The sequence below is a fragment of the Kitasatospora indigofera genome, assembly GCF_014655955.1.
Classification (GTDB): Bacteria; Actinomycetota; Actinomycetes; order Streptomycetales; family Streptomycetaceae; genus Kitasatospora; species Kitasatospora indigofera.
Genome location: NZ_BNBO01000069.1, coordinates 1 through 14247, shown reverse-complemented (window position 1 = coordinate 14247; position 14247 = coordinate 1). Strand labels below are relative to the sequence as shown.

At 73.1% G+C, this 14247-nt stretch carries 10 protein-coding genes; 5 read left to right on the top strand and 5 right to left on the bottom strand.

The genetic code is table 11. The features are described from left to right. The first annotated feature begins 52 nt into the window (after positions 1–52). Complete coding sequence (locus tag IE329_RS35315; protein ID WP_190215129.1) at positions 53–1273, top strand: cytochrome P450; 1221 nt, start codon at positions 53–55, stop codon at positions 1271–1273. Positions 1274–1532: 259 nt separating this feature from the next. On the opposite strand, the gene IE329_RS35310 is transcribed toward IE329_RS35315, so the two are convergent. Further along, positions 1533–2573, bottom strand: a complete 1041-nt coding sequence (locus IE329_RS35310) for a terpene synthase family protein (RefSeq protein WP_190215128.1) — start codon at positions 2571–2573, stop codon at positions 1533–1535. Positions 2574–2825: 252 nt separating this feature from the next. Between IE329_RS35310 and IE329_RS35305 the strand changes: the two genes are divergently transcribed. Continuing rightward, positions 2826–3527, top strand: a complete 702-nt coding sequence (locus IE329_RS35305) for a hypothetical protein (RefSeq protein ID WP_190215127.1) — start codon at positions 2826–2828, stop codon at positions 3525–3527. A 143-nt stretch (positions 3528–3670) separates the two neighbouring features. On the opposite strand, the gene IE329_RS35300 is transcribed toward IE329_RS35305, so the two are convergent. After that, positions 3671–5467, bottom strand: coding sequence for an adenylyl cyclase (locus IE329_RS35300; protein WP_229928019.1), 1797 nt, complete (start codon positions 5465–5467; stop codon positions 3671–3673). A 531-nt stretch (positions 5468–5998) separates the two neighbouring features. Here IE329_RS35300 and IE329_RS35295 point away from each other — a divergent pair. The 3 genes from IE329_RS35295 to IE329_RS35285 all read left to right on the top strand — a co-directional run bounded on the left by IE329_RS35295 (position 5999) and on the right by IE329_RS35285 (position 9490). Then, entirely contained in the window at positions 5999–6808 is an 810-nt protein-coding gene (locus IE329_RS35295; protein WP_229928018.1) for a GNAT family N-acetyltransferase, read from the top strand. Between the two features lie 239 nt (positions 6809–7047). Continuing rightward, a complete protein-coding gene (locus IE329_RS35290; RefSeq protein ID WP_190215126.1) occupies positions 7048–7680 on the top strand; it encodes an AAA family ATPase in 633 nt (210 codons plus the stop codon). 511 nt (positions 7681–8191) lie between these two features. Next, a complete protein-coding gene (locus IE329_RS35285) occupies positions 8192–9490 on the top strand; it encodes an ABC transporter substrate-binding protein (protein ID WP_190215125.1) in 1299 nt (432 codons plus the stop codon). Positions 9491–10129: 639 nt separating this feature from the next. On the opposite strand, the gene IE329_RS35280 is transcribed toward IE329_RS35285, so the two are convergent. From IE329_RS35280 to IE329_RS35270, 3 genes are all read right to left on the bottom strand, one after another. Next, positions 10130–12097, bottom strand: a complete 1968-nt coding sequence (locus IE329_RS35280) for a DUF5107 domain-containing protein (protein WP_190215124.1) — start codon at positions 12095–12097, stop codon at positions 10130–10132. 192 nt (positions 12098–12289) lie between these two features. Continuing rightward, the gene (locus IE329_RS35275) at positions 12290–13156 is read right to left on the bottom strand and encodes a carbohydrate ABC transporter permease (RefSeq protein WP_190215123.1); all 867 of its coding nucleotides are present in this window, start codon (positions 13154–13156) and stop codon (positions 12290–12292) included. Between the two features lie 20 nt (positions 13157–13176). Continuing rightward, complete coding sequence (locus tag IE329_RS35270) at positions 13177–14193, bottom strand: carbohydrate ABC transporter permease (protein WP_190215122.1); 1017 nt, start codon at positions 14191–14193, stop codon at positions 13177–13179. Between the last annotated feature and the right edge of the window lie 54 nt (positions 14194–14247).

Here is a 14247-nt window from a genome sequence, read left to right as displayed (position 1 = left end):
CTGAGCCCCACATCCCCTGCCGCCCTTGATCCCTGAGCCCTACGGAGACACCATGACGGACCCGTCCACCACCGCACCCGCCGACTACTCCCTCCAGCGGGACGCCCGCTGCCCGATGGACCCGCCCCCGGCCTACCGGCCGCTCCGGGAGGCCGGCGGACTGGTCCGGGTCCGGGCCTGGGACGGCAGCGAGCCCTGGCTCGTCACCCGCCACGACGACGCCCGGGCCGCGCTGTCCGACAGCAGGCTCAGCTCGGACCCGCGCACACCGGGATTCCCGCACACCCAGCCCACCTCGGCCGCCCGCCAGGAGATCGACCTGCCGTTCGCCTTCGTCGAGGGGCCCGAGCACCTGATCGAACGACGGGTGCTGGTCAAGGAGTTCACCGCCCGCAAGGCCCGCGAGGCCCGCGCGGCCATCCAGCGGATCGTCGACGAGGCGATCGACGGCATGCTCGCCGGCACCAAGCCGTGCGACCTGTACGAATCCCTCTCCCTCCCGGTCGCCACCCACACCATCGGCGAACTGCTCGGCGTGCCGCCGGCCGACCGGCCCCTGCTCCAGGCCGGCAGCCGCCGGATCGGCTCCCGCCGGGTGTCCAAGGAGACCGGCAGCGAGGCGTTCCAGGACCTGAACGAGTACTTCGAGCACCTGGTGGACCTGCGGATGCGCGAGCCGGGCGACGACATGGTGAGCAGGCTGCTCGCCACCTACGCGGCCACCGACGGGCTGACCCGCGCCAAGGCGGTCTCCACCATCCAGGTGCTCTTCTTCGCGGGGTGGGGGCCCAGCTCGTACATGATCGAGTTCGGGGTGCTCGCCCTCCTCCTCCACCCGGAGCAACTCGCGCTGCTGAAGGCCGACCCGAGCCCCGGGCTGCTCGCCTCCACGGTCGAGGAGACCCTGCGCTACGCGACGGTCTCGGTGAACGGCCGCCAGCGCGCCGCGCTGGCGGACCTCACCCTCGGCGGTCAGCCGATCCGGCAGGGCGACGGCGTCCTGGTCCAGCTCGACTCCGCGAACCGGGACGCCGACGCGTTCCCCGACCCCGACACCTTCGACATCACCCGCCGGGCCGGACGGCACCTCGGCTTCGGCCACGGCCCGCACAAGTGCATCGGCGCCGAACTCTCCCGCGCCGAGATGAGCATCGCGTACGAGACCCTGTTCCGCCGCATCCCGGACCTGCAGCTGGTCCTTCCGCTGGAGCAGCTTCCGTTCAGCACCGAACTCACCCTCTACAGCCTCGACGAGTTGCTCGTCACCTGGTGACCCGGCGCCCGCCGCGGCCCTCCGGGCCTGTCCGGTCCCCGTCCACCCTCGTCCGCGAAGGGCCCGGTGGCCCGGATGAGACCGTTCGGGCCCGGCGGCCGCCGTCACGGTCGCGATCACGGCCGCCGGGGACGCCTCGCGGTCCGCAGCCCACCGGGAGCAACGGAGAACGGGGTGGACCCCGCCGCTGACGGGTCGGGCCGGGCACGGCACCCGGGCGTCCGGCCCGACCCGAACCGGCCGGGCCGGGCCGGACGCCCTACGACGGACCGGGCGGATGGTCCGCCCGGCGCTCGGCTTCGAGGAGGGTCTCGAAGTGGCCGGGGCCCGACCTGGGCAGCGTCCGCAGCGCGGTGCGGTAGCGCAGGGTCTCGGTCTGCCAGGTGTGGTAGCCCACCATCCAGCCGGCCATGACCTCGGCATAGGCATCGACGGCGCCGCACTGCCCGGGCGTCAGGGCGAGCCGGCGGCACATGGCCGGGACCTCGGCCGCGAGGTGCCGGAAACGAGCGACACGCTCGTGGACCTCGTCGCGGGCCGCCGTCACGGCCTCCTCGCGGGAGCAGCCTCGGGCGTGCTGGACGACCAGCACGAGGTTGTCCACGTCCCCGCGCGCCTCCTCCTTCTCAAGGGAGTAGACGTCGTTGGACATCAGCGTGACGTCCACGGCGATCTCGCGCATGATCCGCAGCTGCGGGCTGTGAAAGGCGGCCGCGGGGACGGTGATCGCCGCTGCGCGTTCCCCGAGCGAGAGCGGCAGTCCGGTGGCGGCGACGCCCCGGCGCACCTGAAGGTACTCCTCCATGCCGGCGGGCACCCCACGGCGGCGGTTGATCGCCTCGTGCGCGTGGGCGGCGAAGTAGTACTCCCATTCGTGGGCCGCCCGCGCCGCCCAGCCGGGCGGGGCTCCCTCGGCGGAGCGCCGCCACAGGTCCGCGAACGCGACCGAGCAGGGATCGGCCACGGCGCCAGGCCCGGCGCCGTGGACGATGTCCACCAGGCCCTGGCACAGGCGGGCGACCTGGCCGGGAGCCAGGCCCAGGGGGCCGTCGAACTGGTCGTCGAAGACGAAGAAGAACGCCATGGCGTCGGCGCACAGGTCCAGCCCGGAGCCCGTCGCGTGGGGAAAGCCGTAGGCGGCCAGGCGCGGGATGTCCCAGGAGCGGTACCAGTCCAGCGCCCGTTCGCTGACCACCAGTCGCTGGTCCTGGACCCATCGCAGGTTCCGCCGCCGGGCTCCCTCCAGGTCGGGGCTTGTCCGCAGCTCGAACGGAAGGTCGAACTCGATGTCCTGCGGCACAGCCCCTCCCTGCGCTGCTTCGTCCGGTGCGCGGTGCCGCTGCCGGCTCTCCACGGCCCAACGTACCGCCGGAGCGGGACCACGGAGGCAGCTTCCTGCACACGCACCGACGGCAACGCCGCCGCTTCCCGACCGGCCGGCCTCGGCCCGCGCATCCACAGACGGAATGAGCGGCTGCGGAGTGACCCATACGCCAGGGAGACCCTGCGGTCCCTGCTCGGGCCGGCCACCGTGCCGCGTCCCTCCCGCCGCGTGCGCCACCTCGATGAAACGCCCACCGGCGGCACCCTGCTGACCCTCCTCGCCGATCCCGGCGCGCGCAAGGACGCGAAGGTCCATGCCCTGCGCCTGCTCGCCTGCCGACCGTCCGAGCCCGGCCTCCTCGCCCTGGTGCCGTCGCTGAGCGACCAGGACGGACGGTTCCCGCTTCCGGGTCTGGCCCGGGCGGTCGCGCGGTGCGGACCTCTCGCGGTGCCGGACGCCCGCACGTGGGTGGAGGACGGCCGGGGCTGGCTCGTCCGGATCGGCTTGGAGATCCTGGCCGAGCACGGCGACGCCTCCGACGTCCCGGTTCTGACGGCGCACCTCACCGCCGATCTGGAGCAGGGCAGTTGGTGCGGCCCCAAGGTACTCGCGGCCAGCCTGGCCCGCTTCGGCCCGCAGGCCGCCGAGGCCCTTCCCCTGCTGCGCCGGTACTGGCTGCACACGCCGCACTCGTACGAACGGCCGGCTTACCTGGAGGCGCTGGCGGCGATCGACCCCGACGGGCTGGAGCACGCGTACACCGAGTCGCTGTGGGACTGCGAGGCGGACGCCCGCATGCTCGGCATCGCCGGGGCGCCCGACCTGCCGCAGGTACGGGACCGGCTGGCGCAACTGCGTGACGACCCGTTGGAGACACCGGAGGCCAGGCGCGCGGCGGCGGCCCGGCTCGGGCGGCCGCGCGGTGTGTGAACGGCACCGCCGGGGCCGACCCGGTCGGCCCCGGGGTCCACGGGTCCACGGGTCCACGGGCCCACGGGGGCGGCCGGATCTCCCCGCGCCGCCCCCGTGCCCCTGGCCTCACCCGTCAGGGCGGGTACCGCCCCGACGGTGCGTCAGGCGGTGGCCACCCCGTTCGAGTAGCCCTTCAGGAAGAAGGTGCCGAATCCGTTCTGCACCGGGTCGCCGCTGTTGTTGACGCAGTGCGTGATCCCCCCGCCGCCCGGACCGTTGAGGCAGACGGTCATCAGGTCGGTGAGGACGACGCCCGGCGTGTCGGGGACCTCGTAGGCCCGGTCCGTGTAGATGTCGGCCTGGAGGTTGAAGAAGCAGTAGCTGCCCAGCCCCCAGGCCCGGTGCTCGGTGACGGAGTCGGCGACCTTGTACGCGGCGTAGCCACGGGTGCCCTGGTGGCCCCAGGCGGCCTGGGTGGGGACGTCGTACGGGTGCTCGTTCTGGAAGAAGTAGGTCCGGCCCTGGTTGCCCTTCCAGAGCACCTCGTGCTTCTGGAAGTGCTCGACGAACAGGCCGTAGACGGTGACCCGGTCGCCGTTCACGAGGAAGCCGACGCCGGCCGGGTTGACCGACCAACCGACGCTGCCGTCGAGGCCGTGGTCGGCGCGCCAGATCCAGACGTGGTCGACGATCACGTCGTTGCTGTCGATCCGGATGCCGACCTCGGTGCCGCCGGGCACGAAACCGCCGACGCGGACGAAGACGTCGAAGAGCAGGGTGGGGCGGGCGGCGTGGTTCCGGCGGCTGCGGCCGTCCCCGACGCTGAGCAGGACGCGGGAGCCGGCGGAGGCGGTCTCCAGGAGCACGCCGGCGATGGTGACGTCGTCGACGTCGTCGACCTCGACCAGCGCGTTGCCCTTGACCGCCCGGAGGGTGGCCAGCCCCAGGCCGAGGACGACCGTCCCGGGGCGGGAGACCTCCAGCGGTGCGGAGAGCGGGTAGATGCCCGGGGTGAACAGCAGGTGCTGGCCCCGGGAGAGGGCGCGGTTGAGGGTCTCGGCGGAGTCGCCCGGCCGGGCCACGTGGAAGCGGGACAGCGGGATGCTGTGACCGGCGGCCTTGCCGGCGGACCAGGTCGTCCCGGTCGAGTTGCGGCGCAGGGCGGGGACGAAGACCTGGTACGAGCCGTGGGCGTCCACGGTCAGGAAGGGCTTCTCCCGGACGACGGGGGTGCGGTCCACCGTGGTGATCGGGGGCGTCGGGAAGCTCTGGGCGGGGGCGCCCTGGGTGCCGACGAAGACCATGTTCCAGTTGGCGCCGGTCCAGCTGCCGAAGGTGTCGTTGCGCGACAGCCACTGCTGCTGCGACCCCGACTCCACCTGGCCGTCCACCAGGCTGTCGGCGAGGAACCCGCCGCTGGACCAGCGGTTGCCGGGCGGGCTGGGCCACAGGGTCAGGTCGCCCTTGACGTGGGTGCGCCGCATCGGCGCCGCCTGGGACACCGCCCAGCGGTTCAGGCCGTCCGGCGGGACGATGCACAGGTTCTCGGCGGCCCGCCAGAAGTTCTGGGTGCCGTTGCCCTCGAACCACTGGGCGTCCGACGTGACATGACCGTGGATCACGACGTCGTCGGGGCTCTCGCCGAGGCCCAGCACGTGGGTGTAGAAGCCGACGTTGATGTCGACGTGGTACGTGCCCGGCTTGAAGGCCAGGGCGTACCGCTCGGAGCCGAACTGGTTGGACTCCTGGACCTTGAACACGGCGTCGACCTGGGCCTGGATCGCCGCGTCGCCCATGGACGGGTCGAAGACCAGGACGTTGGTGCCCAGGACGGGCGGCGTTCCGTGGCCGCCTGACGCGGCGGAGGCCGAGCCGGCCGAGAGATTGCCGACCATCGGCAGCGCGGCGGCGACCGCTGCACCGCGAAGGACGGTCCGGCGGGTCGGGACGAAGGACATGACTCTCCCTGGCATGGCGGGTGGGGAGGGGGACCGAGCAGGTTGTCAACGGCGTGAGAGCGCTCTCTCGCGGAGGGAAGTGAAACACCGGGGACATGTGACGTCAATAGGTTGAGTCAATAGAGTGGAGGCGATGGACGGCCCAGCTGCTGATTTGCCTTCACTTGATGAAAGAACGTTGCCCCGCGTTCGCCCGGGCCCTGCGCAGCGGGCTCGCACAGGGACATCACCCGGCCGACCGTGGCAGGCACACATCGGGCAAGCCTGCGGTGAGCAGGGTTTCCTGACGTGAAGTCTTGACGGCGGCGGCCCCCGCGGGCGACTGTGGGGACCGCCGGGTCGACCGCACGTCGTCCGGCCAGGGAGGGGTCGTCGGGTGGAGGGTGCACTGCTGCCCCGTCGTGCCGCCCGCGCTCCTCGGCCGTCCCGGCGCGGCCCCGCCGGCGCGGACAGCAAGGGCGTGGGAGCGGAAGCCGCCCGGCCACCGACCGGCGGGAGAATCGCCTTGACGCCGTCCCTAGGCTCGGAGCGATGACTGACGACGATCCGATGACCCAGGACGATCTGCCGAGCCGGCTGCTCGCGGCCTACGACGACCAGATGCGGGGCTTCTCCCCCGGGCCGGACACGGTGCTCGACCACGACGGAACGCTGGTGCGCCTGACCGGCGGCCACCGCGGGTTCGTCAGCACCCCGCGTGACGTAGGGGTGCGCGGCGCCGCTCTCGACGACCTGATCGCCCGCCAGAAGACCCACTTCGCCGCGCACGGCCAGGCCTTCGAGTGGAAGACCCGCGGCCATGACCTCCCCGCCGACCTGCCCGACCGGCTGCTGGCCGCGGGCTTCGTGCCCGAGCCGCGCGAGACGGTGCTGGTCGGCCGGGTCGCCGACCTGGACCTCGACGCGGCACCGCCGGCCGGGGTGACGGTCCGCCGCACCACCGACCCGGCCGACCTGCCGCGGATCGCGGCGATGGAGAGCGCGGTGTGGGGCGAGGACATGGGCTTCCTCGCCGGGCACCTGCTCGGCCTGCTCACCGCCCGTCCGGACGAGACCGCCCTGCTGGTCGCCGAGGCCGGCGGGGAGGTGGTGTCGGCCGCGTGGCTGATGCTGGACCGCGACCGGGACTTCGCCGGACTGCGGGGCGGCTCGACGCTGGAGGCCTGGCGCGGCCGCGGCGTCTACCGCGCCCTGGTGGCGCGGCGCGCCCGGATCGCCCTGGAGCACGGCCACCGCTACCTGCACGTCGACGCCTCCGACGACAGCGACCCGATCCTGCGACGCCTCGGCCTGACCGCGATCACCACCACCACTCCGTACGTCTGGACGCCACCGGCCTGATCCTCCCCAGGTCGCCCGCCGGATCGGAGGACGTGAGCCGACGGACCGTCGAACCCGCCCGCCGCCCAGGTGACCGGCCGGCCCTCCTGACCGGCCGTCACCGATCCCACCGGCGGGCGGCCCAAGGTCCTTGGCCGCCGGGGGGACGGCCGGGAAGGAATCGCCGGGCGAGGGGGCCGCGACGGTGGGGCGGACGGCGCCGCGGTGCCAGGTGCCCGTCGGCGCAGTAGGGTCCGTGCATGCTCTTGTGGATCAACGGCCCCTTCGGCGGTGGCAAGACGCAGACCGCGCACGAGATCCGGCGACGGCTCGCCGGCAGCGTCATCTGCGACCCCGAGCAGGTGGGTTTCGGCCTTCACCGGATGATGCCCCCGTCCTTGCGCGGGGACTTCCAGGACCTTCCCGCCTGGCGGCAGGGTGTCCACGAGGTGCTGGACCGCGTTCTCACCGCGCACGAGGGCGTGGTGATCGCGCCGATGACGGTCGTGGAGCCGCTGTACTTCCGCGAGATCGTCGGCCGGCTGCGGGAGGGCGGCCATGACGTCCGGCACTTCGCCTTGCTGGCGGAGCGCGGGACCGTGCTGCGACGGCTGCGCGAGCGTGGCTTCGGGCATGCCGCGCAGTTCGTCGCCGGGAAGGACGCCCCCCTGCGCCGGGAGAGCTTCGCCCTCTCGAAGCTCGACCTGTGCCTGGAGCGCCTGGGCGGGCCGGAGTTCGCCGAGCACCTGTGGACCGACCGCCTCACGGTCCCGCAGGTCGCCGACCGCCTTGCCGCCTCGTGCGGACTGACGCTCGCCCCGAACACCGACAGCGCACTGCGCGGGCGCCTTCGCCGGGCCTGGACGGGGGTCAGGCACATCCGGTTCGACTGACTCACCGCGGACGCCCGCTCGCCAGGATGCCTCGATGCCCACCGGCAGTGACCCACCGGTGGGCATCTCCACGCCCGGCCGGTCGGTTGCGGGTCGGGAGCGACCTCGGCCCGGATGAGTCCATCCACCCTCCGGGCCGGTCCGCCCGGCACCCGCCCGGACCGGTTCCCCCACGCCCGGGGCGTCACAATGCGGGCCGCCAGTGCAACATCTTGAGCTTTTCTGTTGACAATTGCTTGATACCGGGCTGGATACTGCATGTTATTGCAGACTCGCTTCCTCGGCGCGTCCGGACAGCCTCCACCACGCCGCAGCGGCCACACCCCGGAGCCGCGGCGGCCGCCCCGTGGGAACTCCACGCCGGGGCGCCCCGGGTGTCGCCCTGCCGGGTCCGCCCCGTCCTCGACGCCGAGGAACTCCCCGCACAGTCCGGCGACGGCCCCCGCGGGCCCGGCACGCGGTGCCCACCGCCCGTCCCGCACGCGATCCCGCTCCTCGACAAGGACCAGCCATGCGCAGACCCTCCGTCCCCCGCCGCGCGCTCGCGGCCTTCGCCGCGCTCGCCGCCTTCGCCGGTGTCGCGTCCTGCGGATCCGCGGGAGGCGGCGGGGCGCCGCCCACCACCCTGACGTTCTGGGGCTGGGCTCCCGGGTACCAGGAAGCAACAGCCCTGTTCAACAGCGCCCATCCCCGCGTCCACGTCGAGTTCCGGACGATCTCGCCAGGCAGTCAGGGCGGTTATGCCGCCCTGCAGACGGCCGTCAAGGACGGCACCGCCCCCTGCCTGGTCCAGATGGGCTACGAGTCCCTGCCGAGCTTCGTCGCCGAAGGGACCCTGCTGCCGATCAGCCAGGGCGTCGTCGGCGAGCGGGTCCAGTACAGCGAGTCCGCCTGGCAGCAGACCAGCGTCGCCGGGGAGGTCTACGGGTTCCCCGTCGACCTCGGCCCGATGGCCCTCTTCTACCGCCGGGACGTGTACGAGCGGTACGGCCTCAAGCCGGAGGCCACCTGGCAGGACTTCGCGGCGGACGCCGCGCGACTGCGGCAGGCGGCCCCGGAGCGGCACCTGACCGTCTTCACGCCCGACGACCCCTGGTGGTTCACCGCCCTCACCGCACAGGCGGGCGGCAGTTGGTTCGACGTCAAGGGGCACACCTGGAAGGTGAACACCACCGGCCCGAACGCCACCAAGGTCACCGCGTACTGGCAGTCCCTCCTCGACAAGGACCTGGTGAAGACCGAGAAGGCCTACAGCGACGACCTGTTCGCCGACCTGCAGAACGGAACGATCGCGGCCCTGCCGGCACCCGCCTGGTTCTCGGGCCTGCTCACCCGGAACGCGGCCGGGGCCGCGGGCCAGTGGGCGGTCGCGCCCATGCCCCGGTGGAGCGCGGGCGACGCGGCCAGCGGCTTCGACGGCGGATCCGCCACCGCGCTGGTCAAGGGCTGCCGAAACAGCGAGGCGGCGCTGGAGTTCGCCAACTGGTTCGGCCGCGACCGCAAGTCCCTGGAGATCCTGGTGGACAAGGCCGGCATCTATCCCGCCGCGATCACCGCCGACACCCTTCCCGCGCTCAACCGGCCGGACCCGTACTTCGGCGACCAGGTGATCTTCGACGTCTTCCGCACCGCCCGGAGCAGCACCGACTGGGCCTGGGGACCGGTGATGAACGAGACCTCCGCCGCCCTGAGCGCCGAGTTGACCAAGGCGGTGGCCAACCGGACACCGCTCCGGACCGCCCTCCAGACCGTACGCGACCGGACCGTCGAGGCTATGCGGAGCAAGGGCATCGAGATCGCCGCCAACTGACCCCGGCCGCGGGCCGCCACGATGCCGCCCCCGGGCGGCGGACGGAGCCGCCGCCCGATCCTGCCGGACGGCGCTCCGTGGGGCGAAGCCGCGCCGCCGGGAGGCCGCTTCGACGGAGCACCCCGCGCGGCTCACCCCGGCCGCCGCCGGCCGACGGACGGCCGTTCGGTGCCCGGGTGATCCCCCGGCGGCAGGTCGGCCAGGGCGAGGTGCGCCGCCTCGGCCGACCGCGCGACGCCAGGTACCGCCGAGCGAGGACGGGCCGAGGAGCACGCCTGCACCGGCGGGGCGTGCTCCTCGGCCAGGCGTGACCGCCGACCGTCCGCCGCTCTGCGGCGGCGGGGTGGGTGCGACCGTCCGTCCGGTGGCTCCGGGGCCGGCCCAGGCCGCAGCTGCGGCACCGCCTGGGTCACCCGGAACGGACGCGACCCGGTGGCTGCGTCCCCCCACGGACACGTGGGGGGACGCAGCCACCGGGTCGGGGCAGGCGGAACCGGCTCGCCGTCGCGGAGCCGCCGGACAGCCGGCCGGGCGGCGGGACGGCAGGACGACGACGGCGGACGACGACGGGCCGCCAGCATCCGGGTACCGGTGGTGGCGTCAGTGCGCGGAGCGGCCTGACGTGGGCCGTGTCGTGTGTCAGCCGCTCTGGTCCGCGGCGAGCATCCGGAAGTCGTAGGCGCGGGGCAGCGGGAGGCCGGGTGTGCTGGTGCCCGTCGCCTGCTGGTGGGCGTACCAGAGTTCGTGCAGGGAGCCTTCGCCTTCGCGGATGTCGGCGATGCGGATGCCTTCGTGGAGGAGGTGTCCGCAGCGGTCGGTGTCGCCGGCGTCGAGGGCGGCGCGGGCCTCGGTCCAGCGGACCCGTCCGAGGGCGCGCTGGGTGGCGTCGAGTGCTTCGAGGTGCTCCAGCGCCTCGTGCGGGTGGCCGGCCCGGAGGAGGAGCTGGGTGGCTTCCAGGACGAGGGGCAGCAGGGTGGGGGCGAGGTGGAGGGCGTGGCGGTAGGCCTGGGCGGCTTCCTGGAGGTCGCCGGTGTGGGCGGCGAGGGTGGCGAGGCTGCGCCAGGCCCAGGGGGTGGGGTGCAGTTCGACGGATCGTTGCCAGGCCTTGCGGGCGGCTTCGTGGTCGCCGGCGTGGGCGTGCAGGGCGCCGAGGTGCAGGTGGGCGGGCCAGCCGTCGGCGGCGCGGAGCGGGGCCTGCCAGGCGGGGTCGCTCTGGTAGGAGGCGGGGGGTTCGGCGGGGTCGGTGGCGGTGATGCGTCCGTGGTCGAGGAGTTCCAGCCACGGCTGCTGTTCGCGGCCGAGGGTGGAGGCGGGGAAGGGGGTGCCGGGGGTGCTCAGCGGTGCCTCGCCGGCCTTGGCGCGGCGGTGCTGTTCGAGGGCGCCCCAGCCGGAGCCGGTGTGCAGGACCTCGTCGGGCTGTTGGTCCACCCAGTGGGCGGCGGCTTCGAGTTCGGCGTCGAGGACGCTCTGCGGAAGGAGGGTGTCCAGGCTGTCGCGGGCGGCGTCGCGGGCGGTGGTCCAGTCGGGGCCGTGGACGGCGTCGGGGTCGGCCTCCAGCAGGCCGTAGGCCTCGGTCCAGGACCATTGGGCGCCGGCGGGCATCGGGAGGTGTTCGAGTTGGGTGCGGGCGAGGCCGGCCTGGATCTCCAGGTAGGCCTGGCCGGGTTCGGAGAGCCATTCCTGCCAGTGGCGGCCGCCGTCGCCCTGTCCCCAGAGGAAGAGTTTGCGGCCGCGCAGGCGGCGGGTGGAGGCCTGGACCAGGCCCCGGCCGGCGGCGTCGAGGGCGGTGATCCAGTGGCGCCGGCCGTCGGGGATGTCGAAGAAGTAGTCGGCGGCGTCGCGGGAGCGGGTGGTGCGGGTGAGGTCGGTGCCGTGCGGGGCGGGCAGGCCGAGGTGGCGGATGCGGCGGTCGTAGGTGAACTGCCAGGCGGCGTCGGCGGGGGCGAGGACGCGCACGTCCGGGGCCTCGGGGACGGCGATGTTGGACCACCAGTACATGGGGACGGTGGTGTCGCGGGGGTTGGTGATGCGGATGTGGACGAGCAGGACCTGGGAGTCGTCGGGCAGGTGGGCGTCGATCTGGTAGACGACGCCGCGGAGCCGTTCGTACTCCCACATCCGCAGGACGGGGGTGCCGTCGGGGCGGGTGAGGCGGGCGGTGTGCAGGGGTTCGCAGGTGGTGGGGGTGTGGCCGATGGTGGCGATGTTCCACTCGACGCCGCCGGCCAGCCAGGCGCCGCGCAGGGCGAGGTTGGCGGGCTGGAAGACCGGGTTGCGGAAGAGGAGTTCGCGTCCGGTGGGCTTGTGGATCAGGGACCAGAGGCGGCCGCCGGCGCCGGGCAGGAAGGTGGCCTTCAGGGTGGCGTTCTCCAGGACGGCCGCGGGGTGCTCGGCGGGTGCGCGTTCGCGGGTGTAGCCGTCCTGCATGAGGTAGGGCATGACGGAGGGGACGCGGCCGTAGCCGATGTTGTGGCGCATCTCCTCGTCGGCCTGGGTGGTGTCCTCGACCTGGTGCAGGTCGGCGCCGCCGAACAGCGGCGGGAGGGGGTTGACGGGGCCGACCGGTGCGGTCGGCAGGGTCAGGGTGGTCAGCCGCAGCTCACTCATCTGTTGCTCTGCCTCTTCGGAGAATTGTGTGGTGGGCCACGAGTCCCGGCGGTGCGCGGGCGGGCGGGCCCGGCCGGCGGGGCGGGAGGCCCTGCGGTGCGCGGGCGGCCCGGCCCCGCCGGCGGGCCACGACACCCGACGGACGGCGGGCGGGCGGGCTCGGCCGGCGGGGCGGGGGGCTTGGTTGGTGGGCTACTTGACGCTGCCGGAGGTGAGTCCGGCCTTCCAGTGGCGCTGGAGGAGGAGGAACATCACGACGATGGGGACGACCGAGAGCAGGGCGCCGGTGATGATCAGGTTGTAGGGGACGGTCTGGCCGCGTTGTTCCTTCCAGGCGACCAGGCCGACGGTGACGGGTTGCAGGCGGTCGTTGGCGAGCATCAGGGAGGGCAGCAGGTAGTTGGTCCAGATGGTGACGAACTGGAACAGGAAGATGGTGACCAGTGAGGGCTGGAGGACCCGCAGGGCGATGGAGCGGAAGATCCTGAACTCGCCGGCGCCGTCGATGCGTCCGGCTTCCAGCAGTTCGTCGGGGACGGCGGCCGCGGCGTAGATGCGGGAGAGGTAGACGCCGAAGGGGCTGACGATGCTGGGGATGAACACCGCCCAGAAGGTGTTCACGATGTGGGTGGCGGAGAACAGCAGGTAGAGCGGCAGGGCGAAGAGCGGGGCGGGCAGCAGGATCGCGCCGAGCACGGTGTTGAAGACCGCCTCGCGGCCGCGGAAGGTGTACTTGGCCAGGACGTAGCCGGCCATCGCGGACAGCAGGGTGGCGACGAGGGCGCCGCCGACCGCGTAGAGCAGGCTGTTGAGGAGCCAGCGTCCGTAGATGCCGTCCTGGACGCCGAGCAGGGTGGAGATGTTCTGCACGATCTCGATCCGGCCGGCGAACCAGAAGCCGTTGCTGGAGAAGAGGTCGCTGCTGTCCTTGGTCGCGGAGACGATCAGCCACCACACCGGCAGCAGGGAGTAGAGGGCGGCGAGCAGCAGGACGGCGAGCACCCCGATGCGGCCGGCCGGACGGGTGATGCGCGCCGGGCCGCCGGGTGCTTGCTTCACCGGGCCCCTGGGTGCCTTGTTCACAGTGCCGCTCCGCGCTTGTTGACGAACCGCATGAATCCGAACGAGAGGATGAAGATCACCAGCGCGAGGATCACCGAGCGGGTGGCGGCCGCGTTGTAGTTGTTCGCCGCGACCTCGTTCTGGGCCGCCATGATCGGTGTCCAGCTGCCCGAGAGGTTGGGCGCGACCGCCTTCATGACGACCGGTTCGTTGTAGAGCTGGGCGGTGCCGATGATCGAGAAGACGGTGGTCATCAGGAGGGCGGGCCGCACGAGGGGGATCTTGACGTGCCAGGCGAGGCGCCAGCCGGTGCAGCCGTCCAGTGCGGCGGCCTCGGTGAGTTCGCCGGGGATGGCCTTGAGGGCGGAGTGGATGACGATCATGTTGTAGCCGGTCCAGCCCCAGGTGAGGATGTTGCCGACCGACCAGGGCAGCCAGTTGTCCGAGGTGAGGTCGACGTGCAGGCCGATGCCGGCCAGCGCCTGGGCGATCGGGCTGACGTCGGGCTGGTAGAGGAAGGACCACATCAGGCCGCCGATGACGCCGGGGATGGCGTAGGGCAGGAAGAAGGCGAGCCGGAAGAGGCGCTTGGCGGGGGTGCGGCGGGCGTCGAGCAGCAGGGCCAGCAGCAGGGCCAGGCCGAGCATCAGCGGCACCTGGACGGCGCCGATCAGCAGCACCCGCACGACGGAGGAGGTGAACGCCTCGTCGGCCAGTGCGTCGGTGTAGTTGGACAGGCCGGTGAACACCGTGGTCGGCGGGGTGAGCCCGAGGCCGGAGCGCCGGAGCTTGAACAGGCTCTGGTGCAGGGCGTAGCAGATCGGCGCGATGAAGGTGATCAGGAACAGGGTGCCGAACGGGAGCAGGAAGCCGAGCGGCGTCCAGCGACGCCAGTCGACGACGCGACGGCGGGCGGCGGGCGGCGGGCCGGCCGGGCGGGCGGGCTTCGCGGTGGCCCCGGCGGGCCCGGTGTGCTCCTCGTGCGGGCGTTCCGGGGCCGGGGTGGTGGTGGGTGTGGTGGGTGTGGGGTGCATGATGGTCAGCCGGTTTCCATGCCCTGGGTCTTCATCTCGGCGAGGGTCTGGGCC

Bases quoted from the DNA above. Each gene is read 5' to 3' on its own strand.
- IE329_RS35315 (WP_190215129.1), top strand. From the start codon at position 53: ATGACGGACCCGTCCACCACCGCACCCGCCGACTACTCCCTCCAGCGG.
- IE329_RS35300 (WP_229928019.1), bottom strand. From the start codon at position 5,467: ATGTCCTTCGTCCCGACCCGCCGGACCGTCCTTCGCGGTGCAGCGGTC.
- IE329_RS35295 (WP_229928018.1), top strand. From the start codon at position 5,999: ATGACTGACGACGATCCGATGACCCAGGACGATCTGCCGAGCCGGCTG.
- IE329_RS35290 (WP_190215126.1), top strand. From the start codon at position 7,048: ATGCTCTTGTGGATCAACGGCCCCTTCGGCGGTGGCAAGACGCAGACC.
- IE329_RS35285 (WP_190215125.1), top strand. From the start codon at position 8,192: ATGCGCAGACCCTCCGTCCCCCGCCGCGCGCTCGCGGCCTTCGCCGCG.
- IE329_RS35280 (WP_190215124.1), bottom strand. From the start codon at position 12,097: ATGAGTGAGCTGCGGCTGACCACCCTGACCCTGCCGACCGCACCGGTC.
- IE329_RS35270 (WP_190215122.1), bottom strand. From the start codon at position 14,193: ATGCACCCCACACCCACCACACCCACCACCACCCCGGCCCCGGAACGC.